Origin of the sequence: Rhodococcus baikonurensis, assembly GCF_040489275.1 — a bacterium.
GTDB lineage: Bacteria > Actinomycetota > Actinomycetes > Mycobacteriales > Mycobacteriaceae > Rhodococcus_F > Rhodococcus_F baikonurensis.
Genome location: NZ_JBEUOQ010000012.1, coordinates 53,863 through 78,416, shown reverse-complemented (window position 1 = coordinate 78,416; position 24,554 = coordinate 53,863). Strand labels below are relative to the sequence as shown.

Here is a 24,554-nt window from a genome sequence, read left to right as displayed (position 1 = left end):
CGTTTGTGGGTGTCTAGGCAGGGTTTAGACACCCGTGGGGCCGTTTGAGCGCTCTATGGCGCTCTGGGGGCTTGTTTTGCCGCGAATGGCGTCGGCGATGCGGTGCCGGTTTTCGCGGATCCAGTCGCGGTGCCGGTTTTTGGCCCAGGTGTCGGCGGCTGTGGGGTCCAGTTCAGTGGGTGGTTCCCAGTGGGGTGTCGGGATGCCGCTGATGGCTTCGATGGTTCGGGCGTGGGGTTTGTCGATCCAGCGGAGGAGCCAGCGGTTGATGCGTTCGTCGGAGCTGGCGGGTCCGAGGGGTTGTTCTCGGATGGTGGCGAGGACGTCGCCGGGCATGATCGCGAACGGGTTCGGTTTGCGGTAGTGCGTCAGGACGGCGTCGAGGGCTTCGCCGTGTCCGATGTCCTGGCCGGTGAAGCATTCGGCCCAGGCGAGGATCTGGGGGTCGTCGGCGGTGATGCGGTGGTCGAGGAGTGCAGCTTTGGCGAGGGTGAGTCCGGCGATCTCGATGTCAGTCGAGCTGGGCATGGGGTGCCTCCGTGGTCGCGGTGAGTCGGTTGGTGCGGTCGAGGATCGATTGGGCGCGGTCGGCGCCGCCGGGTTTGGTGTTACCGGTTGCGCCGTTCCGGCGTTTGAGGACTTCGGAGACGATCACGGGGAGCGCTCGGGGTCCGAGGGTCGGCTTCTTGAGCCAGAGGGTCAGCGAGTCTTTGATGACGTCGGGTGCGGTCCCGGACTTCTGGAGCGTCGAGACCTGGAGCGCGAGTTCGGTCCGGACGGTCTGGGGTTGTTCGGCGGGGATGACTTCGCGGATCACTGCCCACGCGTTCGGTGGCACTGGCGGTCCGGCGGGTTGGTCGTCGCGGTTTTCGCGCTCGCGGTCTGTAGCTGAGTTACCAACGGAAGCAGCACCGGTGCCCGGTGATAGGTGATTGGTGTTAGGTGATTGGTGCCGCACGCGTGCGCGCGCGCGAGGATGCCCTGCGCCACGGGGTGGCTCACGCCGTGAGACCTGCGAAAACACCTGTTCCGGGTCCACGTCGCCCGGTTCGGTCGCCGTATCCCCCGCGTCGGGTCCACCAGGGTTGTCGCCCCATTCCGAGGACGGGGTCGTGACGGCATCGTCACGGGATGCGTCACGGGGTGGCTCACGCCGTGCAGCCTGCGGATATGTCGAAAACGCCTGGTCGCTGAAAGCATCCGGATCGCCCTCGGGGCCGACAGCGCCGCCGAATGCCTCGTCATACCGTGCTGCACGGGGTAGCTCACGCCGTGCAGCCTGCGACGATGCACCGGACGGCAGCTGCTGGCCGGGGTCGGCGTCGAGCAACAACAACGTGTGCGCCAACGCCTCACGAACAGACTCCGGCTTGTCCCGCTTACCTTCGGTGATCTGGTCCACCGGCAGTCGCCGCAACTCCTCGGCGAGCACGAAACGCAGCCGCGGAGACTGAACCTCGGCCGCAGAATTCAGCGCGATCATCAACATCCGAGCCTGCTTCCACAGTCCGTCGTTACGGATCAGCGACCGCACCAGAACCTCTTCGGTATCCCAGTCGACGACAACGAAGTACGCCATGTGGAGCTCCTCCAGGGCGCGCGTCACGTCGGCGGGTGTCGTGTCGCAGGCAAGGTTCGACCACCGTCTGATAGTCAAGTCCAGGACTCCGGCGTAGTTCATGGACGACTGCGAGATCAACAACTCGTAGAGCCACTGGGCGTCCCTCGAGAGGGCTCGCCAATCTGTGTCGTTCCAGATGGACTTGAGCAGTTGCGCGTATTTGCGCCCGCCCTGAGTGACCATGTGGGTGTCCTTCCGGGGGTGAAACGTGCGCCGGATCGGGCGCGAATCGATGGGTGTCGCTAGGTGAAGCTGAACCCCTGCCAGAGGGTTATCTAGTCTTCAATTAGACACTAGACACCTATGGCAGGGGCATCGGCAACCGTCGTCTACAGGTGGTGCCAGGGCACCGGATCTACCCCAATATCCAGTGCGCGATCATGACGCCTCGAGGAGCGCATCGAGGGTCGCCCTCCCCCACATCTGCTCGGCTTTCTCCCACGCCGGCAGCGGAGCGTTCTGCAGCAGCTCGGCGAGGAAGTCCCTCGGAACTTTGATGCCGGCTTGGGTGCCGGTGCGGATCCGCTGCGCGCGTTTCGTGCGCGCGAAGTGGTCGCGGCATTCCTGGCACGGGGGTTCCATGTGCGACCGGTGCCGGGAATGGCCACGGTCCGTGCCGTGCTTGATGTTGCGGGGCCAGACGAACAGGTCGTCGGAGACGACGGTCGCCTCGTGGCATACCGCGGACGGCGAGTGCCCGTCCATGTCGAGGCACACTCGCAGTCCCCCACCGTCGGCGCCGAACAGGATCTTCACCACCCAACCCGGCTGGTAGATGCCCCACTGGGTCTCGATTGGGCGAATCAACGGCAGTTCGCGTCCCCGGACGATCATGCCGCCACCCCCAACGATTCTGCGACGGCCGCGATCAGGTCACGTGCGGCCGGTGGCGTCACAGCGTTTCCGGCCTGCCGCACCTGTTCGCGTTTGTTGCCGAGGATCGTGTAGTCCGACGGGAAGGCCATTCCTGCTGCGATCTCGTGCGGTTCGAGCATCCGGAACAAGCAGTCGTCGACGGACAGCGACTCGGCACTGGCCAGTCCGTGATGCAGTCCGTTCGCTGCGAACGTATCGAGCGGATCGGTGATCGCTTTCACGGTGTTGTTGTTGCGCATCGGCACGACGAATGCGTGGTGGATTCCGCCTGCCGACACCGTCGAAATCGGTTCGTCAACATGATGATTCTTCGACTGCCCGCGCATCACCGACAGGAAAGCGACGGCAGTTTCGTTTCGTGCTGTCATCGTACGAAGCGGGTCGACTGCGGACCGTGCTTGCTTCCCGTCACGGCCCTCCACTGGCACGAGCAGCGCTGGCACGGTTGATGCAGTCAACGTCGGCAAGTGGGCGTCAGTGCTCGTCGACATCTGCGCAAGGTTGCTTCGCGGCGTGTACGCACGTTGCACGAATGGTGCCGCGTACTTCGCCAAGCCGGCCTCGATCCGGGCCAACGTCTTCGGCGCCAACGGCTTGGCTCTATCCCCGATTCGCTCCCCGATGATCGACCAATCGATCGCCGACGCAGCGGGGAGCCAACGGGGTTCGACGATCGAGTTGCGGCACGTCACGTTCGGGCACCGCCAGTGATACTGCGAGCGGTAGCGCCCCCACTGCGTTGACTTCTTCCAGCCCTGGATTGCCGTCACGGTGACGTCGCAGGTCGAGCAGTGCGCCTCCGGTCGGGTCCACTTGTCGAGGTCCGGGGCGCGGTTGCCCTTGAGCCAGAACACGACGTACATCCTGTCTCTGGATTGCGGAGCTGGAAGTCCGCCGATCTGGGCGTGCATCGAGTTCATGTAGACGATCCGATGGTTGTATCCGAGGAGGTCCATCGCTTGGAGCCACGCGGGGAACATGATCCACTTCGCGGCGTCGACGACGTTCTCGGTGATGATCGCTTCGTATCGGTGATGTTCGGCGAACCGTGGAATGTCCCACATCGTTGCGCGGGATCGTTCGGCAGCCGCGTCGGGCAACGTCTCCCCGAACAAGTCCGGCGTCGAGTCGAGGTTTCGTTTGACGCCCTTCGCCTGAGAATGGTTCGTGCATTCGGGCGAACCCCACAGGATCGTCGTCCGAGGGAACCGGCGAGGATCGACCTGCGAAAGGTCGGCACACTGGTGATCTGTGTTCGGATGGTTCGTGTTGTGGGTTTCGATCGCGAGTTCCCAGTGGTTCGCCGCCATACGTACCGTGACGCCGGGCACTTGCGTCGCGCCGGTGCTCGATCCACCTGCGCCGCAAAACAGGTCGGTGACGGTGATCGTCATTGCGAGACCTCTTCCCATTCCGTGACGGTCCGCGTCACGACCGCGAGACTTCGCTCGCTGGATCAGGCTGCGGCTTGGGCTTCCTCGAGGGTGCTGAACAGCATCGGGAAGATCGAGCCGACCTCGGTTCGGAGTGCGAACTCTGTCCGAGTTGAGTCCATAGTTGTCTACTTTCGTCCTAGATACTCGACATCTGAGTGAATGAAAAGTGTTTGCTGTCAGGTAATTCCGAGCGCTTTGCCGATGGCGACGACCGTCGGGCAGTCCCGTTTGCGTCGCCGCCACATGCACGCACGGCATCCGTTTCGTTTCGCGAAGGCCCGTTCACTAGGCTCAGGCCACGGTTCATGCAGTGCCATAACGTCTTTCAGCGCAGTTACGGTTTGTTCGGCTTGTGTGTCCCAGGGGTCCATGCGTTCGAGGTGCGCGAGGATGCGGAGGCGAAGGTCGGACCATTCGTGCCGACCGTCATCCATGGTGTCTCTTCACCAGTTCGAGCACGGTCGGGGCCGGAACTGTTGCGGTGATATCGGCGACGTCGGCTGGTGGATCCGCTCGGTAGTCATCCCAATCCTGCCCTCTCCAGGTCTCGATACGGATCGGGTTGTGACTGGTACTGATTACATACGTCGTGAAGTCACCGGGAATCAGTGGCAGCAGGTGTGTTGTCACCAATTCCACCAGCGCGGCATGGTGGTCTACAGCGCGGATATCGTCGTCGGAGAAGTCGATCGATTCGTCATCCTCGGCGTCGAACATCCACTCGAGGAGTAGCCCGCCGTCGTCAAATCCCCACTTCGAGAACAAGGAAAACGCAAACAGGTCCAGGTCACGCAACGGAGTCCCCCGTCGTTGGTGTACTTCGGTCGCGCCACCATGTGCGGGCGCCGTACGTATAAGTCGCGCCATAGCCAATTGCCATGACGACGAATCCGTATTGCTGAGTGGTGATTCCGAATGCGAACCAGAACAATTGCGCGAACAGGTTCAGCATCCAGCCCCACCAGACGCCACGGATCGCGAGAACAAGTCCCGTGATTCCAAAGGCCGCGAGAACGAAACTCCACGCCATGTTGCTCACGCCGCATCACCCGGGTATCCGTCCCAAGTACGGCCATCGAGGACGCGTCCGGTCGATTTCTTCCCTGCACGGAAGATGATCGCCAATCCCTCACGGGCATTACCCTGGCGTTCACCTGGCATGCAAAGGGTTCCATCGAGACTAATCCCGCGGCCGTGTCGAAAGTCGTACACCCCCGACGCCTGGTCGTATGGCGCGCACGGACCCCATTCACCCCATTGCTTAAACAGGAACGGGACCTCGGCGGTTGCGCACTGGTCGCGCAACGACGTCGCCCACGCGGGATGCATTGGTCGAGCGTTGTGGCCGGACTCTCCGCCGACGATCACCCAGTCGAGCGAGGGCGGTGATCCAAGGTCGGTGAAGTGCGGCAAGTGATCCCGCAAGTCGATCGGCCCGAGAAGTGGCTCCGCGCTGATGAACCGAACTGCTGCCGGAGTATCGAGCAGTGCCGGGATCCGTATGTCTACCCACTTCTGACCTTCGGTCGAAACGCCCAGCCAGACGTTTGGGAGCGGCCAAGATAGATCATCGGCGATCAGCAGATCGGCACGACGAAGATTGTTACGCGTGTTGTGCGCGACGTTCCGGACCATCGACTCAAACGAACGACCGTAGATCACATCATCGGAGCCGAGCAGTGAGCGCATCCGACCATGTCGTTTGGTCAATATCTGAAAGGTGTGGTGCTGTGCAAGCGCCATCACACCGAAGACCTGGGCGATGTATGTGTCGGGCACATCGTTGTGGAACAGGTCCGACATCGAGTTGACGAAGATTCGTCGCGGCCTCTTCCATCGCAACGGCTGATCGAGTTTGTCCGGCCGGAGCTGGATATCGAAACCGCCTTCGAAGTAATGGCCGGGCGTGCCGCGAAAGCGTTCCGAGAACGTCTCGGCATAGCAGTTATCGCAGCCCGCAGACACTTTCGTGCAGCCGGTCATCGGATTCCACGTGGCGTCGGTCCATTCGATTGCAGTCTTGTCGCTCATGACGTCCCGGCATTTCGTAGATTCGCTTCTTCTGCCTGTTCTTTCTCCAAATGCCACTGCGAGAGCGGAACTTTCGTCCACCTGCTGTCGATCTGATCGGCCGGAACTTGCACACCCCACTGGACTTCGAGGTACGCGTCGCGACGAGAAGCTCCGCAACTGTGAACCCTGTGCGAGCCTCGCTGAGGATCGTGTTCCCCGTCGACTGTGCTCGGCATTCCTTGCAGAGCGGTATCGAACGACGGAGCCCACGACAGTTCAGCCATAGTTTTGGCGATCTCCTTGCCTTCGGGAGTTCGCCGGTTGGGCCGCATCATTCCTGGCCGCTTACGGTCGCGGCGCCAGCCAACAGGCACGACATCGTCTGCTGGTACGAGGGGGCCGTCGAAGTGTTCTCTGCCGAGGAAGTTGCTGTGCCACCACCTGCGATCACCGGAGTGTTCTTCACATAACTCAGCGACAGCGTCGTACCACCGTCTCTTTTCTTCCGCCGCTTTGTCCCACGCCGCAAGTAGTTCCGGGTCGATCGTGCGGTAAACCTCAGTCGGTGCGCTCATTTCAGTCCTTGTGTTGATCGAGACGATTGGGCCTTCGCGTTGTCGGCGATCCCCCACTCGCGGTAGAGCCGTCTGCGTTCGCTATTCGTTAGGAGAATTGCGCGGTCGACGACGGCTACGACTCGCAGTGCCGGCGTGTGGACCGACGGGATGGAATCTTCGTCGGAGGGCTGGACATCGCCGACTGGTTCAACTCGGTACAGATCGCCCCTCCCCCACAGTGAGGCGTGGTATTTGGCGTACAGGCGGTGCCCGGTGGCGTAGACCCGCCCTGACTGTTGGGACGGTCCGTCCATCCCAAGGTGCGCTTCACCTCGGGCGCGGGCTTCGCACCACGGGCAGCCGTCATGTTCCCGACGACTGTGGCCCGGCTCGATCAGGTCACCGACCCGAAGGTCCGGAACCCCGCCATGGAATAGTCGTGAGCTCATTATCTCTGCTCCTCGGGTGCGAAGAATGTTTCCCACCGTTCGGCAATGGCGTTGTCGTCGAGTGGTTCTCCGGGTATCCATCCACACCGTTTGAATGCGCTTCCCATCAGGTCGATGAATGCTTCTGCCTGTTCTCGGGTCTTGCCTTTGCTGGTGAGCGCTTCGATGGCGTCTTCACGGTTCATCGGTCCTGCTCCTCGACGGCAACGAACGGTGCGAACTCGTCGTAGTCGGCGGTCGGTGAGATGATCGTCTGCCACTCACTCGAGCGGAAATCCCAGCCACCGTTCTCGACTCGCCGGTATTCGTCCCCTACCTTGTCCCGAACGGTGCGCACGTGTGCGGGCACGGCATCCAATGACGGCCACTCAGTGTCGGTGGTGGCAAGCGCCTCGGCGCGACGGGCGCAGTCCTCGAGGTCCCTTACCGAGAGCCAAGCGTGTTCCCAGGGCCCAGCCTCGTGAGGGTCGACCACAGCGAGCGCGGCACGGAGAGCGCCTGCGGCACCCCCGATAACGGACGCTTCGGTGGGGGCGGGGACTATCGGGGAGGAGGCGGCTTCGAATGTGTCCGCGAATGACGCAGGCTTGCATGGGTAGAACTCGCCTTGTGTGCCCTTGATGATCCAATCACCCGGATGGGCGGCCATCTCCCCTTCGAGGGTGTGAATGCGCAGAAGTCCGGAAGCCGTACGCCCCATCGGCGCACCATCCACCGCCATCCACTGCGCTATGGATCGCCAATCCTTGCCGTCGTACTGCATCGCTTCGACCTCGACGGGCTTCTTGCGGAACTTCCCCGGCCCATCCTCTTTCGTCTCCTCCTCGGCGGGTTCGGCAGGGGCTGGAACTGCGTCGATCCACGGGCCTGTCGTCACTTCACGGCAAACCAGCTTGCCGTCGCGAACCCACTGCAACATCTCTTCGGGATCAGCCGGATCGAATGAGATGTTGCAGATCCCGCCGGGAAACTCGATAGCCCACTCGGTTTCGGTCTCCGCCTCATTCTTGCTGGGTTCGGCAGGGGCGGGCGGGTATTCGCGCAACTCCCACTCGCCGCCGCAGTAGCCCCACACACCACCATCCGATGCGGTGTGGGTCCGTTCAAACAGGCCAGTCACTTCCGGGAAGCCGAAGTGCGCGGTGGCGAACTTCCGGGTCATCGCCCGGTACCAACCGATCGGCTTCACTTCCTCGGCGGGTTCGGTTGCCGGATCCGGCTCTGACTCACCCAGCGAGTACGGATTGCTGGTGTACGCATTGCCGCGTGTTCCGTCCACGCCAGCATCGCTGTCGGTCACTGCGGCCTGATAGCCCTGTTCCCACACGAAGTACGGATGCTCGGGGTTGGGGACGACAGGCTCGGCGGGTTCGGTTTCCGGGAACAGCACGGGCCGGAGCCTTTCCTTCGCTCGATGAAACTCCGGATCGACAGTCGACCCCTTCAGGAACAGGGTCCGCACATCCGTCATCTCCTCGGTGGTGAGGATGTGGCCCTTTTGGCAGTCGATCAGTCCGTCGAGGATGTGGCCGGCCTCGGGATTTACTCGGTCGGACACTTCGAGGTGCGGTTCGTCGGACCTGATGCGCAGCGCCCAGCGCCCGCCGTCGCGTTCGATCCACTCTCCAACTTTGATGCTTGCGCCCGAAGGATTCTCAACCTCCACGAATCGACCTGATTGGGCAGCGGGCGGTCCGTCAAACACGATGTCGATGAAGTCCGCTGCCTTGTCGGCGGGTTCGGCTGCTGGGAACAGGGCAGGTGGCAGTAGCGGATTCTCGGGCCACTTCATCACGCCGAGCGCATCCCGCGACAATTCGGCGAAACGCGGGTCCGCTGCCATTCGCCGGTAGTGCGCCCACTGTTCGGGCATGAGTGCTATACCGCCGACGGGGACGAGACGGCCGACGGAGGTAAGGAACTCGACGACCGCCTGCATTCCGTGGCGTATCTCAGATCGCTGGGCGCTGGGAAGGTTGGCCCAGTTGTTGTGGGTCAACCCCGATCGGTGCAGGCTGTCGATGTATGCCTTCGCTACCGGCGTCACGACGTCCGCTGAGGAAACCTGGACCGCGCTGCAATCGGACTGGTTCGTTGTCATCTCATTTTTCCGTTCCGTGGAGGAGCCATTGTTCGAAGACCGGGTTGCACAGGCAGGCTGGGGATCTTTTGTCTCGAATCAGTGCGATCGCATCAGCGGGTGTCATTCCGTCGAGGATGAGGGCGCGGCCCGCGATGAGGGAGGAGCGGTTCAGGCCGGCTTGGCAATGAACCAGGATCGGTCCGGATCGACGGCAGACGTTCACCCATGCGGCGAGGGCGTCGACCTGATCGAATCCTTGGCTCTCGTGGTCGTACATGCGTACTTTGACGAAACTGTCGAGGGTGTGAGTGACGGTGTATGCCTCCCACGGATATAGGGAGACAACATGTTTGAAGAATGTAGGCAGGATCAGCCCGTTTTCGCAGCCGCCCTGCCACAGGTTGCCCTCGAGTTGGGACACGTACGGAACATCGAAGTCCATCATCCCGTGTGCCGCGATTCCACTGAGGCGTTGTGTGGTCGGGTCGACGTCGATGTCGATCCGTGTGGGGTCCTGGGTTGCGTCGGTCATCGCCGCACCGCTGTCGCCGCGATGGACTGCAGCGTGGAGACGCCGGTTTCCGACCCTTGCACGATCCGGATCGCGGAAACGTATCCGGGATAGACGATTGCGAGCCGGTCAGCGTTGTGTGGGTCGGCACGCTGGATTGCCCTGATCAGAGCTTCGATGAAGCTGCCGCCATGGGTTCCGCCCGAGCATCCGAACGCCCACAGTACGTGTTGTGCTGTCGTCGAGTCGATGAGGTTTCGTTCTTGAGTGGGTGTCGTCATCAGGTGTTCCTTGTTTCAGCTTTGAATGGGCCAGTCGAAGTTGATGTCGTCGACCGGTTTTCCGGTCTTCCGCAGGTACTCCGCGAACGATTCCTGCCGCTCGCGGTGCCATTCGGCCTGGCGGGACATCAACTGCTCGGCGGTGAGAGAACGTAGTTTCGGCCAGTCGATCAAGTCCCCTCGTCGATCCGGTACTGCTGGCATTCGGAGCAGCTTGTATGCGAGTCGCGCGGCGGCGAGTGCGTCACCTTCCGCTTGATGCGCGTCCTCTTGAGCCACCTTGTAGTGGGCACACATGTCGGCGAGTTTCCTTTTCCCACTGCGGTACTGGTCGAACTTGCGGTCGATCACGTACGGGTCGACAACGAGACCAGCGATGTCGAACGGGTCGCGCGAGAGTTTCTTGATCAGAGTGAGGTCATAGCTGGCGTTGAAGGCGACGACGATGTATCCGTTAGCCCATGCTCGGGTCAGCGCGTCGGCTACTTCACCGACCACTTCGTCGTGCGGGCGACCGTGCTCGGCGGCGTACTCCGTGGTGATTCCGTGGACCGCCGTCGCACCCTCGGGAATCTCCCCACCCGGATCTGCAAGCCAGTTCGTGGTCCTGACGGTCGCATTCGTACCGTCGATGTCAATCAGCGAGACACACGCTGTGACCAGTCGCGCCCACTGCGGATTAGGTCCGGTGGTTTCGGTATCGAAGGCGCAGATCGGGCGTTCCCACCACTTGTCGGCCGCGTCATTCCATCTACTATCTACCGCTGCATTAGACATCTGTGTCATGCCGAAACCGCACTCGTGTATTGAGTTTCGATGAAATCGCGGACATCCTCCGCGCGCCAGCGCAGTCCCGCACGTGCACCCAACGGGCAGAAACCCTTACTGAACAATGGGTGTCCACCACGATTGCGGGCCTTGTGCACCGCGGCCGGCGTGATCTGGAAGACCTCACACACCTGCAGGAGGGTCATCAGCGGTTCCTGAGCCGCGTCCGCGTTTGCCATCACGACATCCCCGGAGAACCGATGGCAATCACGGTGCGACCTGGCAGTTCGTCGCATCGCAGTACGTCTCCCGGCAAGTACGGCACCGACACAGCAGTCCACACCGCGAGACCGTCCCGGAACCCCGAGAACACCAATTCAGCGGGGATCTCCTTCCCGTCACGCACCAATCGCACATTCACCGGGGCTGGCGGTGCTGACGGCCCACGCTTGCGTCGTCCGAACATCACTGACCTTCTTCCGCGAATAGTGCCTGCACTTCGTCTGACCGGTCGATCGCGGTCTCATCCACCCGTTCTCCGTCACCGAGGGCGGTCACGTCCACCGTCTCCGCGTCGACAGGTTCCTCGTGGCGGATTGCCAGATCCGCCGCTGCCGCCTGCTCCGCGCGTTCCAAAGCGGGATCCGGTTCCTGCTCCTCTATTTCGGGCTGGTCATAGATGCGCTCTGACACCGTGCTCACCGGCTGCCCACCTGTCGCTGCGGTCCGTCGCTCCTCAGTCGACGTATCGACGAACGGCTCGAGCTTGTTGACCGCACACTTGAGGAACATCGCCTCACGCCACTTCCGCCACGGGCTCGTCGGCTTGTGACTGTTCGGCTGCATCGCCTCGACCTTCTCGATGTAGTCCGGGGTCGCGACACCTACCTGGGAGAACCCTCCACCCGGCAAAACTGCATAGCAGTACGAGAGCTGCGGATCACCCCGGCCTTCCCTCCAGTTGATGCGATGATCCGGGACGTCCATCGTGTTCGGATCGAACTCGAAGTAGTCCTTCTCGCACACCACCTGACCCTTCACTGTGACCACCTGACCGGATCGCATCATGCGGTTCACGACACCTTTGTACGATTCCCACCCCTCGACCGACGGCTCCCTGCCTCCATTGGGGACCAACCAGAATCGGTCCGTTCCGGGGTAGTGCCCGAGACGGGCGCAATCCAGCAGAGCCCGCATCAAGGACGCAGGATTCTTCTTCGCGACGTTGGCGAGAGGAGGACTCTTCTTCAACGCACCCTGTGCAAGCCGCGCGAACGTCTCCGATTTCAGGTGCGGAGGCAGCACCTTCTCGAACTCCGGAATGTACTCGACAATGAGGGTGTGCGGCCCCTTCTCCTGCGATTCGGGCGCCTGTGAGTTGTTCTGCTGCAGTTCATTCGATACGGTCACGCCGCCATCTCCTTCTTGTGTGTTTTCGGTACTGGTGTTGCTCGCAGCGTCGGCGGGGCTCCTGCACCCCGGCCGGGCACTCGAGTCGCGATGACCTGGCCCCTGTGCTTGACCTGCCGGTAGCCCCGCGCCCGTTCGGTCACCAATGCAGACAGTCGACGCTTCTCCGCTTCGGATTCCTTGTGCGCGGCGTTGGCCGCTTTGTATTCGTCGGCGAGCGGATCGTCATCGGGGAACTCGTACACTTCGGTGCCGATGTCGGGATGCATCCGGCGCACCGCCTTGTATGTTTCGTCGTGTCCGTCGATCTCGGGACGCTTCTCGTTCGGACCGCCTGGCAGCGTGTCGAGAAACTCTCGAAACCTCTGCCGATGCGATGCAGCTTCGGCCTCGTCGTAGTCGATGACGTACTGACGAAACTGCAAGTACGGCAACAACACCGCAAGGTAGATCCGACGAATACCGATCGTATCCATCTGCCACATCGCCTGAGCTCGATACCCGGGTGGATACTCGTCCGAGAAGTCCGGCCCCCAGGTATCGAGGTCGGCGGCTGTTTTGCACTCGAGGGCAGCGGTCGGTACATACAGCTTCGGTCCGGCCGGGCACAGCATCCGGTCCGGGTCCGCCGTCTGCCACGTTCGTTCCGTGTGCTGCCACGGACGTGTCTTGAACACCTGAAACTCGGGATGCTGGTCGGTGAACCAGTGTGAGATCGCAGGCTCGAGGTAGTGCCCCCGCGCCTGCTCGTCCGTCTGCGGTTCCGGCTCGAGAATGCCAGCCATCTTGAACCAGAGCGAGTACTCCGACTCCCAATTCGACAACCCAAGGATCGCAGCGACTTTCGATGCCGACCCGTAGCGAAGCCACTCTTCACTACCGGGCTGAATGTCGTGATCGAACAACCTCGCTGTCAGCGTGCTCATGCTGCCTCGATCAGTTTGCAAATCGAGCACAGGTCCCTCGCTGGCTTGTAATGCGAGTCGTGCATGGTTCCCCTACGCGGGGTGCTAAGCCAGCCAGCCTCTTGCGCCTGGTGGCGGGCCTTCGCTGGTCCTGGCTCGGTTGACCGGAGAGTCTCACCGCAGTTGTCGCAGATGACATCTCGTACCAAGATCGCTTTGACGGTCATGCGGGTTCCCCCTCTGAGTCATTCGATAGGGCGAGCACAGCAGCGTCCCCCGGGATCATCTGCCCACCGACCACCACCATGGAACCCAAAGACGATCCGGCATCGACGAAGGCCTCGGCTTCGGTTCTACTGAGAGGCTGCGAAATTCCCCACCGGTTGGCATCAGACATCAGGTATCCGATCATGTCCTCGCGTTGGTCGAAGACAGGAGAAATCGGTGATCCTTCCGATACCGTTTCCCACAGTTGCCAGCCATCGCCAGTAGGTGGTTCAGTTGCCTCCCAGGCCTCGGCGTCGAGGCGCTGACCGACGTACGCTTCGAGGCTGCCGTGCCCCTTGCAGGTCGCGCAGGTGTCGTCTTTTCCGTCTCGTTTGCAGCGGGCCTCGATAGCCACCATCGCGTTGATCGAGTCATGACCGATGCCGACCAAGGACCATTCGTTGACCGCGGCTGCGGTTGGACGAGTAGGCGGATCGTTCGGCTGCATTCCTGTCTCTTTTGACCAGGTGTGCGTGAAGCTGCGGAGCCGACCAGCATCGACGAGTGCGTCGACATCGCTCTGTGTCAGATGATGGGACCAGCTCGCGTTGAACAGTCCCGCGAGGCGCTCCGCTTCTCGGACAATGGCCGGTTCCCCGGCGCCGTAGAAATACGACGCTTCGGCAATGTGGCGTTCCGCAGATTTCCGAACCGCGGGGGTGTCTCGCGTGAACGGCACTGATCCTGTGATCGCCGGATCGAACGGTAGACGTCCATACCAAAGATCGTGCAGGCGTTGACCATGCGGCGAGTAACCGTTCTTGCAGTCGGGACACGCGGTCTCGTCGAAACTGTCCGGCCTCAAGTAACCTTCCCAGACCTTGCCGATCGGCCAGTCGAAGTCGACGGGCAAGCGCCGAATCTCCCTACTCATCTCGGCTACCGCCTCGCTGTACGGACTGCGGGTTAGACTTGTTGTGCATCTGAAAGCTCCTCTTCGTGGGTGTCGAGCGGGTTTCGATGTCGCCCACCCTCATGCCAGTGGGGGTGGGCATTTTTCTTTGTTCACGCGACCAGCTGTCTGGTATCGCGCTCTACACGCGACACCTTGGGCACAAAAAGTACACCCGGGTCCTGACGCAAAACGACTTCGATTGCCTGCGCAACCTCCATGCGGATCGTGCGCCGCTCTCCCGACCTGAGGTAACCGATTGCGGTCTTGGAGGTAGTGATCGGCTCCCCCGCCCCGCGCAGCGCGCGATGAGTCCGGGCCAGTTCGGTATTGACAGCCTCAGCGAAACTGCGGGTGGTGAATTTGTAGTGATTCATCAGCCGGATAAGCGTCTCTCGACTTTCGAGTTTCACATCCAACCTTCCGTCTAGTGCGTGCACTGTTTCCCCTCTCGGTTCCAATGTAGTTTTCTTGTGGACAGCCATCTACTATCTAACATCAGTCTAGACATCTAGTCCACACTTGTCCACAAGACAGCTTTTCAAAATGCCGCTTACCTGCTGTTCAGGGAATTACAAGCATGTAATTTGTGGTCACGGTGTCCACACCCCTACTAGCGCACCCAATACCCAGTAGTGAATCATTGTGGACATGGCAGCTATGGACGTACCGGAACCGTGGGCAAGTGCAATGGAGAATGTCGGCGCAGTATCCCCTCAGACGGGACGCGCATCGCTGAACAGGTTGGCCGAAAAGGCCGGCGTGCACGCGACGACGATCTCGAATCTGATCAAAGGCCGAACCCGATTACCTGACATGGAAACGATCACCCAAATCGCCACCGCACTCAAGAAGCGACCACAGGTGGTCGCCTCCTGGCTCAACCTCAGTTGGGACGAACCGACACCCTACGAGCCGCCGGCAGAGGCAATGCTGATGGACCCGACCGAACGAGAGACCGTCGACCGCGTGATCCGCGCCATCGTCCGCCACAAGCTCGAACGACAGAGCGGTGGTTAGGCCACAGCTGGCCGTCGGAACCTGGGGGAAGATCCGCGTCGAAGAACTCAGCTACACCGCGGCGGATGGAAAGACGAAGACAAAGTGGCGGGCACGCGGCCGATTTCGCGACGCGGACGGACGCACCCGTGATGTCGAGCGCATCAGCCTCAAGAGCGAAGCAGCCGCACGACGAGCTCTGACCGAGGCATTCGGCAACAGGGCCAAAGCAACCGGCAGCGACATCACCACGGACACGCCGTTCACCGTGTGCGCCGGAATGTGGATCGACGAAATCACCGTGACCGACAAAGTCGTTCAACAGACCCGCGAGAAGTACGAGGACTCCCTCAAGCGGGTAGTGATCCCGGCGCTGGGTGGGCTGCGTCTCGGAGAAATCAGCACAGGCACCGCCGACCGCTTCCTGAAGAAGGTTGCCTCGACGGCGCCCGGCAACGCCCGAATGGCTCGAGTAGTCCTCTCCGGAATCATGGACCTCGTCGTTCGGCATGACGCCATCAAGATCAACCCGGTCGACAAGGCCGCTCCGATCGTCTCAGCCGCAACAGAGAAGCGCGCGCTGACATTCGTCGAACTCGCGCGTCTACGGGCACGCATCGCGGACTGGCAGTCCGGGAGCGACACCGACAAGGCGAAGGGGGGCAGACGTCGAACGCAAGACTTGTTGAAGATCGTCGACGTCTGGGTCGGTACTGCGATCCGTCTGGGTGAGCTGTGCGCCCTTCGTTGGCAAGACATCGATCTCGACTCTGTACCGGCAACCCTGACGGTTAACGGTACGAATGTTCACCACGCCGGCAAGCTGGTCCGTCAGGAGCACGGTAAGTCGTCTTCGGCGCGGCGTACCGTATCGCTCCCACAGTTCACTGTGACGACGCTCCTCGAGCTTCGAGAGACCGCGACGACGCCGTACGTGTTTCCGTCCTCGACCGGAACTCTGCGGGATCCGCACAATCTCGGCCGGCAGTGGAGGGCGGCGCGCGGCGAAGAATTCGACTGGGTGACTCCGAAGGCGTTCCGTAAGACGGTCGCGACGTTGATCAAGGAGGAAGCCGACATCGAGGCGGCTGCTAGCCAGCTCGGTCACGCCGATACCCGGGTGACGAAGAAGCACTACACAGTGCAAACCCATCGGGCTCCGGACCTCTCCGATTTGTTGGAGAAGCTGGCCCCGGCGTCGTAGCCCCGAAATAGGGGTTGAAACCAATTCGGGGGGTTATCGGGGGGTTGGCTATAAAGGGGTTGAAATACGAAAAAGCCCCTCACCTGATTTCGCAGGTGAGGGGCTTTCTTGTGCTCCCCCGGCTGGACTCGAACCAGCAACCGTCCGATTAACAGTCGGAAGCTCTGCCAATTGAGCTACAGGGGATTGTCTTGCTCGCTTCGCCCGTTCCGGCGTTGCCTGAGAAACTGTAGCGAATCCTCCACCGAAGTACCAAATCGCCTGCCCAGCGAGTCATCAGGCAGGATGGAGTCAGGACGATCGGTGCTGGAGGGAAGCAGGAATGATGCGTTTGTTGATCGGTGTTGCAGCTGGGTACGTCCTGGGAACCAAAGCGGGCCGCGCACGATACGAGCAGATCAGCCGGGCCGCGAAGGCGGTGGCCACTAGTCCGGCCACCAAGAAGGTGTTGGACGCGTCACGGCAGAAGCTGGCCGACTCACTGAGTACTCAGCCCAAGCTCGAGCCGATGAAGCCGATCAACGAGGAGACCACGATTCTGGTCCCTCACGACCAGTTGAAGAAAAACCGCTAGGTCAGACGCTTTGGTCGCCGACAGCCTGCTCACGCAGCTGTCGGCGATACTGCTCCAGGGCCACGAGGTCGCCGAACAGTGAGTTGTACTCCTCGGGGGCCGCGGCAGGTGAGACGCGCTGAAGCTTGGATTTGAGGTCGGCAACCTGCTCGCCCACCCACGCTTCCTGCAGTCGTGCGAGCACTCCGTTGATGTAGCGCGGAACCGTGTCTTCGTCGCACGGCATCGGTTCGACGGCCAACTCCGACACAACCGAGGCCACCGTCATGTCTTCGACGCCCTTGGTGACGACTTCGATCCACTCGGCGCCGCCGAGCCCCTTGCTCGTTCCACCGGCGTCAGCCATTGCCTGCCTGATGACAACGTAAGCGGGGTGGGTGAATGTCTCGGGCGGCAACGAGTCGAAGACACTGCCGGCGATGCCAGGGTGCTGCAATGCGGCCTTGAGGACAGCTCGCTGCGTCGAGAGCGCCGGATCTTTGGGCCGGGGCCTGGAGATTCCGATCGGCAGCGCAAGCGCATCGGCAGCAGGTGGGTCGACAACCTGACGACGCTTGGGCGCCGGTGAAGATCCACGCGTCGACGCCCGTTTGCGAGCTTCGTCACGCACGCGTCGTCGAACCGACGGAAGATCGTCCCAACCGACCCATCCGCACAACAGATTTGCGTAGCTGTCGCGCAGAGTTGATTCCTTGATCTGCGCGACGACGGGGACGGTACGACGCAGTGCCTCGACGCGACCTTCAGCGGTCTCCAGATCATGCTCGGTGAGGATGGACTTCACCACGAACTCGAACATCGGAGTGCGCCGTGCCACGAGGTCGCGAACGGCGGCGTCACCGGACTTCAGACGCAGATCGCACGGGTCCATTCCGTCGGGAGCGACGGCGACGAACGTCTGCCCGGCCATCTTCTGATCACCCTCGAACGCCTTCATCGCAGCGGCCTGCCCCGCGGCATCACCGTCGAAGGTGTAGATGATTTCACCACGAAAGTAGCTGTCGTCCATCAGGAGTCGGCGGAGCATCGCGAGGTGCTCCTCACCGAAGGCGGTTCCGCACGAAGCGACGGCGGTCTTGACGCCGGCCAAGTGCATCGCCATGACGTCGGTGTAACCCTCGACGACTACCGCCTGGTGCCCCTTGGCGATGTCGCGCTTGGCGAGGTCCAAGCCGAACAAGACCTGAGACTTCTTGTAGAGAATCGTTTCCGGCGTGTTGACGTACTTACCCGGCATGGTGTCGTCGTCGAAAAGCTTGCGGGCACCGAAGCCGATGACGTCACCGGCGACGCTGCGGATCGGCCACAGAAGTCGGCGATGGAACCGGTCGATCGGACCTCGTCGGCCTTCTTTGGACAGCCCGGCTGCTTCGAGTTCCTTGAACTCGAAGCCCTTGGACATCAAGTGTTTTGTGAGAGTGTCCCAACCTTCGGGCGCGTATCCACACCCGAACTGCAGTGCAGCGGCGCCGTCGAAGTTTCTCTCGGTGAGGTAGTCGCGCGCCGCCTGGGCATCTGGTTCGCGTAGACGAGCGGCGTAGAACTCCTGAGCCGCCGCGTTTGCTGCGATCAAGCGTGCACGGGTGCCTCGATCTCGTTGAACGGACGGCCCACCGCCCTCGTACGAAATCGTGTAGCTGAGTCGATCGGCCAACTGCTCGACAGCCTCGACGAAGCTGATGTGGTCCATCTTCTGCAGGAACGAGTACACGTCCCCACCCTCACCGCAGCCGAAGCAGTGGTAGAGGCCGTGGTTGGGTCGCACGTGGAACGACGGCGACTTCTCGTCGTGAAAGGGACACAGACCTTTGATCGAATCGCCACCGGCACGCTTGAGTGAAACGTATTCACCGACGATGTCCTCGATGCGAGTGCGTTCGCGAATGGCCGCGATGTCTCTGTCAGAAATTCGGCCCGCCACGTACATCAGTCTAGGCGGTCCCCCGACACGTCCTGACAACGATATGTTGATGGCCGACTCTGCACCGCAGCGATGGGACCGACGATGACTGAAAACGCCTCGAGCTCGCACGAAGGGCGATCGGGAACCCGATTCGGCGTCTACGAGTTGCGTCGCCTCCTCGGCCGAGGCGGAATGGGTGAAGTGTACGAGGCGTACGACACCTCGAAGGATCGCCTGGTCGCACTCAAGTTGCTCCATCGCGAGCTTGCGGCCGACCCGTCATTCCAAGCTCGTTTCCGCCGAGAATCTCGCACCACTGCCGCCTTGAACGAACCTCACGTGATCCCTGTGCACGACTGGGGCGAGATCGACGGAGTCCTCTTCATCGACATGCGCTTGGTCGAAGGCCACACATTGCGAGCCGAGTTCGGCCGACTCACGCCTGCACGAGCCGTCGACATCGTCTCGCAAATCGCGTCGGCGTTGGACGCCGCACATGCCCGCGGGCTCATCCATCGTGACGTCAAACCAGACAACATCATTCTCACGAACAACGGCTTCGCCTACCTCGTCGACTTCGGAATCGCATACTCACAGACGGACACGAAGATCACCACCGAGGGAAGCGCAGTCGGTTCGTATGCATACATGGCGCCGGAGCGGTTCGGAATCGAAACACCAACGGCCGCAGCAGATGTCTATTCTCTGGCTTGCGTCCTCTACCAATCACTTACCGGAACAACACCTTTCAACACCACAAGCATCGAGCACCTGGTCAATTCGCACCTGAACGCTCCGCCGCCACGCCCCACGCTGACGGTTCCCTCGCTGCCGCAAGGTTTCGACGCCATCGTGGCTCGCGGAATGGCAAAGGATCCCGCACACCGCTATCCGACTACGGGAGCGCTCGCACTCCAAGCGCGGCAGGCCCTCTCGACGACCGATACCCCCGGTGCCGCCGGCGGATTGCACCCCACGATCGTCGGGCCGCCCATCTACACCACGGTAAATCCCGCTCACGGGAACTACACGCACATCGCGACAAAGACCAAGCGAAACCGAGCCCCGATCGCGATCGGTGCGGCTGGAGTTGCACTCGTTCTGGCCGCAGGAGGCACGGCGGTCTGGGTGACGCTGGGGAACTCGGGCCCCGAATCACCAACCGCTGTAGCAGCTTCCACCGCCACGTCGGCACCGGCACCCATTCAGGATCCGGTCAGAACGCCGAAGCTCGAGCCGCTACCCACCGCCGGACAGCAGGCAACCACGACCACGCGGGCGCCGAACCCCGCAACGAAGAACGGCGATCTCGGGGTGAGCAAGCCGATCACCGTCCCCTCATGCAAAGGAACCGGAATCGTGGTGTTGGCCAATGCCACCGATCCGGCAACGTACGCCAGCGAGATCCAGAACTACCTCGACGCGTTCCCCGGCTCGAAATACCTACGCACAGACCAGTCCTGCCCGTCACTGCGTCAAGTCTCCGATTCGGGGACGGCGATCTACACGGTGTATCGCGAATCCGGGAACACCGAGTCGAAGATCTGCAAGGACGTTCGCGCAGCAGGTGGCGACGCTTACGGCAAGTGGCTCGATACCACTACCGACCCGTCGACGCGGATGACTTGCTGAGGGCGTAAGCGGCTCAGCCCCAGCTGGCCTGCGCGCCCAGGCTCGCTTTGTCCACCCGTTCCAGCCGACTCTCCGTGTACGACGCGATCTGATCCACCACTACCCGGACCCGAGCACCGTCGTCCGCGGCGCGTTCCCACGCGGGCATCAGGATCGGATCGAGCCCGGCCGGCGCAGTTGCCAGCAGCCATTCCGCGACGCGATGAACACGATCACGCTGCCGATCCTGACGCGCTTTGTGTCCGGCGTCGGACATCACGTAGTACAGCGCCACGGTCTTGAGCAACGCCACCTCGGATGCGACGGCCTCGGGTATGTCGAGGTCGGCTTGATAGCGCGAGAGGGGTCGGTCACCGTGTGTCAGCCGGGTGCTGGCGATCGCCGCGGTGGCGAAGCGACCCACCAATTCACTCGTGAGATTCTTCAACGCGACGGAACTTCCGAGTGTTCCGTCGAAACTTCCGACCCCGCGTACGACGGGGAGTTCGGACAACCGTTGAGCGGCGTCGATCAGATCGTCGACTACCAATCCGCGAAACTCGGAGGCCCCCAGTTCTGCCAGTGCGCGCTGCTCGCACGGATCGGCAAGCGAGCGAAGGTCGATGCGGCCTGCGATCACCCCGTCCTCCACGTCGTGCACGGAATAGGCGATGTCATCGGCCCAGTCCATGACCTGAGCTTCCAGGCATTGCCGACGCTCGGGCGCTCCCTCGCGAACCCAGGCGAGCACCTCTGCGTCGTCGTCGTATGCCCCGAACTTCGCGCCGGGCTCAGGGCGGGTCCAGGGATACTTGATGGCTGCGTCGAGTGACGCCCTGGTGAGATTGAGGCCTGCGCTCAGACCGTCGGGGCGCAGGATCTTGGGTTCGAGGCTGGTCAAGATCCGCAGATTCTGCGCATTGCCCTCGAAACCTCCGCAGTCCTTGGCGACTTCGTCGAGGGCCTTCTCGCCGTTGTGACCGTACGGTGGGTGCCCGATGTCGTGCGCGAGACCGGCGAGGTCCACCAGGTCCGGATCGCAACCGAGTCCGTCGGCGATCCCTCGCCCGATCTGTGCGACCTCCATCGAGTGCGTCAACCGCGTGCGAGGTGTGTCACCGTCGCGCGGGCCGACAACCTGGGTCTTGTCGGCCAAGCGCCGCAAAGCCGCGGAGTGTTGGACACGCGCCCGATCTCGCGAGAAGTCCGAACGATGCTGCGCCGCTGCGATCTGCGAACCCGGCAACCCCGCTCGCTTCGGCGCCTCGACGACACGACGTTCGAGGTCGTGTTCGGAGTAGGTGCCGCCTCCGTAGGTGGTGTGAGCTGTCATGGTCTCTATTGCCCTGCCGTGTAGGGGAAGTCTGCCGAGAAGTGCGTGAGCTGATACCAGAGCAGCGCGCCGGTTTCGCGAGCGATTCCGTGCAACTGGGATTCGCGGGTGAAGACAGCCGGGCCCTGACGAGTAGGTGCGGTCCACGCCTGGAGTCCTGTGTCGCGGGCCATCGTCCGCGTTCGCAAGGAGTGCCACGGGTCACTGACCAGGACAGCGGAATTGATTCCCTGCGAGGACATCTCGGCACTGACTGCGTCGATGCTGAGCAGTGTGTCCGAACCGGTCTCCACCGCGGTGATCGCACTCGAAGGAATTCCGCGATCGGTCAGATACATCTTTCCCGACGCCGCTTCGGTGTACTCGTCACCTTCTTGTTTACCGCCGACGGTGATGATCTGCGGAGCCACTCCGCGCTTGTACAGCTTGTACGCCTGCTCGAGTCGGGCCTCGAACACGGACGACGGAGTGCCGGAATACTGAGCCGCGCCCAGAACGACTATCGCGTCGGCCGGCCGCGTGTCGTCGATGCGCGCCACCTGCCACACCCGGAACGCAGTACCCCCGACCAGAACCACGGCCATCAACACGGCACCGGCGATCAGTCGGCGCGTCCAGCGAGCCAATCCTGCCCCGAAGCCGCCCGCCCGTGAGGGTGATGGGTCGTGGGGGCGGTTACCGAAAGCAGGTTTCACTCCCGCAATTCTGCCAGTTCGCGGCGATCACCTCCGATGCCGACGCGCCACAACGGATAGATTTGCGTCATGGCCCTCGCACCACACTTCGCGCAGTTGTCCTCGGTAGAGCAGAGTCGGACAATCACCCGACCCGTTCGCCGTCGGGGAAGCGCCGCCGCCGCCGCTGCGATTTTCGCTCTGCTGGCGCTCGTCTTCAGTCCTGCGCTCGCCTCGGCAGACGCCCCGATGGTGTTGCCGAATCACGTCACCGACACCTCCGGGGTTCTCGACGCCGGGCAACGCAGCGACATACAAGCCGCGATCGATCAACTCGGCGAGGACCACCAGATCGATCTGTGGGTCGCGTTCGTCCCCGATTTCAACAACCTGGGTGGCCAGGCGTGGGCACAGCAGACAGCCACGAAGTCGACGCTGAGTACCAAGTCCGTCCTGCTTGCCGTTGCCACGGCGGAGCGTGCTTACTACCTCGACGTCCCGGCCGAGCTGAGCAACATCACGGATTCCGACATCGAATCGATCAATTCCGACGCGGTGGAACCGGCTCTTGCCGAGGATGATTGGACCGGCGCGGCAATCGCCGCGGCTGGAGCACTCGGCGACGCGAACAACACGAGCGGCGGAATGGGAGTCGGAACACTCCTCATCGCGGGCGGCGCTGTGGTGGTCGGGACGGGCGGCGTGGTCCTGTACTCACGTAAGCGCAAGAACGACAAGAACAAGGCAAGCGTCGAAGCCGCGAAGAACATCGCCCCCGACGACATCGCCAGCCTCAACGCACTCCCGCTGCCGACGCTCGACGAACGCGCGAAGGAGATCCTCGTCGAGACGGACAACGCGATCGCCGGCAGCCAGGAGGAGCTCGATCTGGCCCGCAGCGAGTTCGGAGATTCCGCCGTCGCACCCTTCTCGGCAGCATTCGACAAGGCCAAGGCCACCCTCGCCGAAGCCTTCGCGATCAGGCAGCGACTCGACGACGCCATCCCGGAAACTCCCGATCAACGCCGGCAGATGTTGATCGACATCATTTCCTCGTGCGGTCGAGCCGACCAAGAACTCGAAGCTCGCGTCGAGGAGTTCGACGGGCTTCGTGACCTTCTCATCAACGCCCCCGCACGTCTCGATGCGTTGACGCAGAGTGTTGTTTCTCTCAGCGTGCGCTTGCCCGAATCCGAGGCGATTCTGACCAAATTGAAGGATCAGTTCCCCGCGCCGACGCTGGCATCTGTCGTGAACAACGTCACGATGGCCAGCGAACGCCTGACGCTCGCCGAGAAGTCGATCGAGGAAGGCCGAGACGCGACGGCGCTGCCGGCCGGTAAGCAAGGCGCTGCCGTCACCGCGATTCGCACTGCCGAAGCGGCTCTCGATCAGGCACGCAAACTACTCGACGGGGTCGATCACGCCGCCGACGACATCCGAAACGCCATAGCGACGCTTCCGTCCGCGATGGACGACGTCCAGCAGGGCATCACCACTGCGGATGCTTACCTGGCGCAGGGCGGGCAGAAGTTGGCGGACGCGAAGTCCGCGGCCCAGGCCGCGTTGGCGAATGCCCAGACGTCGAAGGACAGTGATCCGCTGACAGCCTTCAACCAGATCGTCGCGGCCGACGCCCAACTCGACGCGCTGCTTGCCGACGCTCAGGAGCAGAAGCAGCAGCTCGAACGTGCACAGCAGCGCCTCGCCCAGGACATTCTGGCCGCGCAGGCTCAGGTGACCGCTGCAGGTGACTTCCTCGGAACCCGGCGCGGCGCGATCGGGGCCGAGGCCCGCACTCGCTACGCAGAAGCTCAGCGGCACCTGCAGGCCGCCCAGCAATTGCAGGCTTCGGATCCGTCGAAAGCACTGCAACACGCCCAGGCCGCGACCACCCTGGCGACGCATTCGCTTCGCGCAGCGCAGAACGACGTCAACACGTGGGAAGCAAACCAACGACCCCGCGGTGGCGGAGGCGATGCGACAGGAGCGATCCTCGGCGGCATCCTGATCAACAGCATTCTGCGAGGTGGCGGAGGGCCCCGTTCGTACGGCGGACCGAGCAGCAGCGGACGCTCCGGTCGCGGTGGCGGCGGCGGTGGTTTCGGCGGTGGTGGCGGCGGCCGCACCAGTCGAGGCGGCGGCGGCCGGTTCTGACGGATCCCGTCGAGGTAGTAAAATCCCTAC

At 62.4% G+C, this 24,554-nt stretch carries 28 protein-coding genes and 1 tRNA gene; 5 read left to right on the top strand and 24 right to left on the bottom strand.

The annotated features are described in order from the left end of the window. Positions 1-24: 24 nt before the first annotated feature. The 20 genes from ABWI03_RS24455 to ABWI03_RS24360 all read right to left on the bottom strand — a co-directional run bounded on the left by ABWI03_RS24455 (position 25) and on the right by ABWI03_RS24360 (position 14,482). Positions 25-528 (bottom strand): hypothetical protein, encoded by a 504-nt coding sequence (locus ABWI03_RS24455; protein ID WP_353798903.1) that lies wholly within the window; start codon positions 526-528, stop codon positions 25-27. Continuing rightward, positions 512-1,804, bottom strand: a complete 1,293-nt coding sequence (locus ABWI03_RS24450) for a hypothetical protein (RefSeq protein ID WP_353798902.1) — start codon at positions 1,802-1,804, stop codon at positions 512-514. The genes ABWI03_RS24455 and ABWI03_RS24450 overlap by 17 nt, the downstream gene beginning before the upstream one ends. 195 nt (positions 1,805-1,999) lie before the next feature. Next, positions 2,000-2,455 carry a hypothetical protein gene (locus ABWI03_RS24445; RefSeq protein ID WP_351647593.1) on the bottom strand — a complete coding sequence of 152 codons (456 nt, stop codon included), beginning with the start codon at positions 2,453-2,455 and terminating at the stop codon, positions 2,000-2,002. After that, positions 2,452-3,891, bottom strand: a complete 1,440-nt coding sequence (locus ABWI03_RS24440) for a DNA cytosine methyltransferase (RefSeq protein WP_353798901.1) — start codon at positions 3,889-3,891, stop codon at positions 2,452-2,454. The genes ABWI03_RS24445 and ABWI03_RS24440 overlap by 4 nt, the downstream gene beginning before the upstream one ends. A gap of 468 nt (positions 3,892-4,359) precedes the next feature. Next, positions 4,360-4,728: a hypothetical protein gene (locus ABWI03_RS24435; protein WP_353798900.1), complete on the bottom strand. Its 369-nt coding sequence runs from the start codon at positions 4,726-4,728 to the stop codon at positions 4,360-4,362. Then, positions 4,721-4,972: a hypothetical protein gene (locus ABWI03_RS24430; protein ID WP_353798899.1), complete on the bottom strand. Its 252-nt coding sequence runs from the start codon at positions 4,970-4,972 to the stop codon at positions 4,721-4,723. The genes ABWI03_RS24435 and ABWI03_RS24430 overlap by 8 nt, the downstream gene beginning before the upstream one ends. Then, positions 4,969-5,964 carry a DUF5131 family protein gene (locus ABWI03_RS24425; protein WP_353798988.1) on the bottom strand — a complete coding sequence of 332 codons (996 nt, stop codon included), beginning with the start codon at positions 5,962-5,964 and terminating at the stop codon, positions 4,969-4,971. The genes ABWI03_RS24430 and ABWI03_RS24425 overlap by 4 nt, the downstream gene beginning before the upstream one ends. After that, positions 5,961-6,521 (bottom strand): hypothetical protein, encoded by a 561-nt coding sequence (locus ABWI03_RS24420; RefSeq protein ID WP_353798898.1) that lies wholly within the window; start codon positions 6,519-6,521, stop codon positions 5,961-5,963. The genes ABWI03_RS24425 and ABWI03_RS24420 overlap by 4 nt, the downstream gene beginning before the upstream one ends. Next, on the bottom strand, positions 6,518-6,952 hold the full coding sequence (locus ABWI03_RS24415; RefSeq protein WP_353798897.1) for a hypothetical protein: 435 nt from the start codon (positions 6,950-6,952) through the stop codon (positions 6,518-6,520). Before ABWI03_RS24415 ends, ABWI03_RS24420 begins: the two co-directional genes overlap by 4 nt. Further along, the gene (locus ABWI03_RS24410) at positions 6,952-7,137 is read right to left on the bottom strand and encodes a hypothetical protein (RefSeq protein WP_351645273.1); all 186 of its coding nucleotides are present in this window, start codon (positions 7,135-7,137) and stop codon (positions 6,952-6,954) included. Before ABWI03_RS24410 ends, ABWI03_RS24415 begins: the two co-directional genes overlap by 1 nt. Then, positions 7,134-9,053, bottom strand: coding sequence for a hypothetical protein (locus tag ABWI03_RS24405; protein ID WP_351645276.1), 1,920 nt, complete (start codon positions 9,051-9,053; stop codon positions 7,134-7,136). Before ABWI03_RS24405 ends, ABWI03_RS24410 begins: the two co-directional genes overlap by 4 nt. Position 9,054: 1 nt before the next feature. Continuing rightward, a complete protein-coding gene (locus tag ABWI03_RS24400; protein ID WP_353798896.1) occupies positions 9,055-9,567 on the bottom strand; it encodes a protein-tyrosine phosphatase family protein in 513 nt (170 codons plus the stop codon). Further along, positions 9,564-9,827: a hypothetical protein gene (locus ABWI03_RS24395; protein WP_116102904.1), complete on the bottom strand. Its 264-nt coding sequence runs from the start codon at positions 9,825-9,827 to the stop codon at positions 9,564-9,566. Before ABWI03_RS24395 ends, ABWI03_RS24400 begins: the two co-directional genes overlap by 4 nt. A 15-nt stretch (positions 9,828-9,842) precedes the next feature. Next, complete coding sequence (locus ABWI03_RS24390) at positions 9,843-10,613, bottom strand: 3'-5' exonuclease (protein ID WP_353798895.1); 771 nt, start codon at positions 10,611-10,613, stop codon at positions 9,843-9,845. Then, on the bottom strand, positions 10,610-10,834 hold the full coding sequence (locus tag ABWI03_RS24385; protein WP_353798894.1) for a helix-turn-helix transcriptional regulator: 225 nt from the start codon (positions 10,832-10,834) through the stop codon (positions 10,610-10,612). The genes ABWI03_RS24390 and ABWI03_RS24385 overlap by 4 nt, the downstream gene beginning before the upstream one ends. Continuing rightward, on the bottom strand, positions 10,834-11,001 hold the full coding sequence (locus ABWI03_RS24380; protein ID WP_353798893.1) for a hypothetical protein: 168 nt from the start codon (positions 10,999-11,001) through the stop codon (positions 10,834-10,836). The genes ABWI03_RS24385 and ABWI03_RS24380 overlap by 1 nt, the downstream gene beginning before the upstream one ends. 59 nt (positions 11,002-11,060) lie before the next feature. After that, complete coding sequence (locus ABWI03_RS24375) at positions 11,061-12,005, bottom strand: recombinase RecT (RefSeq protein WP_021343869.1); 945 nt, start codon at positions 12,003-12,005, stop codon at positions 11,061-11,063. Further along, a complete protein-coding gene (locus ABWI03_RS24370) occupies positions 12,002-12,931 on the bottom strand; it encodes a lambda-exonuclease family protein (protein WP_147307771.1) in 930 nt (309 codons plus the stop codon). Before ABWI03_RS24370 ends, ABWI03_RS24375 begins: the two co-directional genes overlap by 4 nt. Before the next feature lie 202 nt (positions 12,932-13,133). Beyond that, positions 13,134-14,051 (bottom strand): hypothetical protein, encoded by a 918-nt coding sequence (locus ABWI03_RS24365; protein WP_353798892.1) that lies wholly within the window; start codon positions 14,049-14,051, stop codon positions 13,134-13,136. A 131-nt stretch (positions 14,052-14,182) separates the two neighbouring features. Next, complete coding sequence (locus ABWI03_RS24360) at positions 14,183-14,482, bottom strand: hypothetical protein (protein ID WP_147307769.1); 300 nt, start codon at positions 14,480-14,482, stop codon at positions 14,183-14,185. 238 nt (positions 14,483-14,720) lie between these two features. On the opposite strand from ABWI03_RS24360, the gene ABWI03_RS24355 reads away from it, so the two are divergent. Then, entirely contained in the window at positions 14,721-15,089 is a 369-nt protein-coding gene (locus ABWI03_RS24355) for a helix-turn-helix domain-containing protein (RefSeq protein WP_353798891.1), read from the top strand. Then, complete coding sequence (locus ABWI03_RS24350; protein ID WP_353798890.1) at positions 15,082-16,272, top strand: tyrosine-type recombinase/integrase; 1,191 nt, start codon at positions 15,082-15,084, stop codon at positions 16,270-16,272. The genes ABWI03_RS24355 and ABWI03_RS24350 overlap by 8 nt, the downstream gene beginning before the upstream one ends. A gap of 113 nt (positions 16,273-16,385) precedes the next feature. Here ABWI03_RS24350 and ABWI03_RS24345 read toward each other — a convergent pair. After that, positions 16,386-16,458: transfer RNA gene (locus tag ABWI03_RS24345), tRNA-Asn, on the bottom strand. Between the two features lie 136 nt (positions 16,459-16,594). On the opposite strand from ABWI03_RS24345, the gene ABWI03_RS24340 reads away from it, so the two are divergent. After that, the gene (locus ABWI03_RS24340) at positions 16,595-16,846 is read left to right on the top strand and encodes a hypothetical protein (RefSeq protein WP_003941570.1); all 252 of its coding nucleotides are present in this window, start codon (positions 16,595-16,597) and stop codon (positions 16,844-16,846) included. Position 16,847: 1 nt separating this feature from the next. Here ABWI03_RS24340 and dnaG read toward each other — a convergent pair whose 3' ends face one another. Continuing rightward, positions 16,848-18,767, bottom strand: coding sequence for a DNA primase (gene dnaG / locus ABWI03_RS24335; protein ID WP_095969986.1), 1,920 nt, complete (start codon positions 18,765-18,767; stop codon positions 16,848-16,850). Between the two features lie 72 nt (positions 18,768-18,839). Between dnaG and ABWI03_RS24330 the strand changes: the two genes are divergently transcribed. Next, positions 18,840-20,381 (top strand): serine/threonine-protein kinase, encoded by a 1,542-nt coding sequence (locus ABWI03_RS24330; RefSeq protein ID WP_298781054.1) that lies wholly within the window; start codon positions 18,840-18,842, stop codon positions 20,379-20,381. A gap of 13 nt (positions 20,382-20,394) precedes the next feature. Here ABWI03_RS24330 and ABWI03_RS24325 read toward each other — a convergent pair whose 3' ends face one another. Then, positions 20,395-21,693 carry a deoxyguanosinetriphosphate triphosphohydrolase gene (locus ABWI03_RS24325; RefSeq protein ID WP_298781057.1) on the bottom strand — a complete coding sequence of 433 codons (1,299 nt, stop codon included), beginning with the start codon at positions 21,691-21,693 and terminating at the stop codon, positions 20,395-20,397. A 5-nt stretch (positions 21,694-21,698) separates the two neighbouring features. After that, positions 21,699-22,388: a YdcF family protein gene (locus tag ABWI03_RS24320; RefSeq protein WP_007731109.1), complete on the bottom strand. Its 690-nt coding sequence runs from the start codon at positions 22,386-22,388 to the stop codon at positions 21,699-21,701. Between the two features lie 69 nt (positions 22,389-22,457). On the opposite strand from ABWI03_RS24320, the gene ABWI03_RS24315 reads away from it, so the two are divergent. Continuing rightward, positions 22,458-24,524, top strand: coding sequence for a TPM domain-containing protein (locus ABWI03_RS24315; RefSeq protein WP_298781062.1), 2,067 nt, complete (start codon positions 22,458-22,460; stop codon positions 24,522-24,524). The last annotated feature ends 30 nt before the right edge of the window (positions 24,525-24,554 follow it).

Coding starts and splice junctions, on each gene's coding strand:
- ABWI03_RS24455 (WP_353798903.1), bottom strand. CDS start 528: ATGCCCAGCTCGACTGACATCGAGATCGCCGGACTCACCCTCGCCAAA.
- ABWI03_RS24450 (WP_353798902.1), bottom strand. CDS start 1,804: ATGGTCACTCAGGGCGGGCGCAAATACGCGCAACTGCTCAAGTCCATC.
- ABWI03_RS24445 (WP_351647593.1), bottom strand. CDS start 2,455: ATGATCGTCCGGGGACGCGAACTGCCGTTGATTCGCCCAATCGAGACC.
- ABWI03_RS24440 (WP_353798901.1), bottom strand. CDS start 3,891: ATGACGATCACCGTCACCGACCTGTTTTGCGGCGCAGGTGGATCGAGC.
- ABWI03_RS24425 (WP_353798988.1), bottom strand. CDS start 5,964: ATGAGCGACAAGACTGCAATCGAATGGACCGACGCCACGTGGAATCCG.
- ABWI03_RS24420 (WP_353798898.1), bottom strand. CDS start 6,521: ATGAGCGCACCGACTGAGGTTTACCGCACGATCGACCCGGAACTACTT.
- ABWI03_RS24415 (WP_353798897.1), bottom strand. CDS start 6,952: ATGAGCTCACGACTATTCCATGGCGGGGTTCCGGACCTTCGGGTCGGT.
- ABWI03_RS24410 (WP_351645273.1), bottom strand. CDS start 7,137: ATGAACCGTGAAGACGCCATCGAAGCGCTCACCAGCAAAGGCAAGACC.
- ABWI03_RS24405 (WP_351645276.1), bottom strand. CDS start 9,053: ATGACAACGAACCAGTCCGATTGCAGCGCGGTCCAGGTTTCCTCAGCG.
- ABWI03_RS24400 (WP_353798896.1), bottom strand. CDS start 9,567: ATGACCGACGCAACCCAGGACCCCACACGGATCGACATCGACGTCGAC.
- ABWI03_RS24395 (WP_116102904.1), bottom strand. CDS start 9,827: ATGACGACACCCACTCAAGAACGAAACCTCATCGACTCGACGACAGCA.
- ABWI03_RS24390 (WP_353798895.1), bottom strand. CDS start 10,613: ATGACACAGATGTCTAATGCAGCGGTAGATAGTAGATGGAATGACGCG.
- ABWI03_RS24385 (WP_353798894.1), bottom strand. CDS start 10,834: ATGGCAAACGCGGACGCGGCTCAGGAACCGCTGATGACCCTCCTGCAG.
- ABWI03_RS24370 (WP_147307771.1), bottom strand. CDS start 12,931: ATGAGCACGCTGACAGCGAGGTTGTTCGATCACGACATTCAGCCCGGT.
- ABWI03_RS24365 (WP_353798892.1), bottom strand. CDS start 14,051: ATGAGTAGGGAGATTCGGCGCTTGCCCGTCGACTTCGACTGGCCGATC.
- ABWI03_RS24355 (WP_353798891.1), top strand. CDS start 14,721: ATGGCAGCTATGGACGTACCGGAACCGTGGGCAAGTGCAATGGAGAAT.
- ABWI03_RS24340 (WP_003941570.1), top strand. CDS start 16,595: ATGATGCGTTTGTTGATCGGTGTTGCAGCTGGGTACGTCCTGGGAACC.
- ABWI03_RS24330 (WP_298781054.1), top strand. CDS start 18,840: ATGGGACCGACGATGACTGAAAACGCCTCGAGCTCGCACGAAGGGCGA.
- ABWI03_RS24325 (WP_298781057.1), bottom strand. CDS start 21,693: ATGACAGCTCACACCACCTACGGAGGCGGCACCTACTCCGAACACGAC.
- ABWI03_RS24315 (WP_298781062.1), top strand. CDS start 22,458: ATGGCCCTCGCACCACACTTCGCGCAGTTGTCCTCGGTAGAGCAGAGT.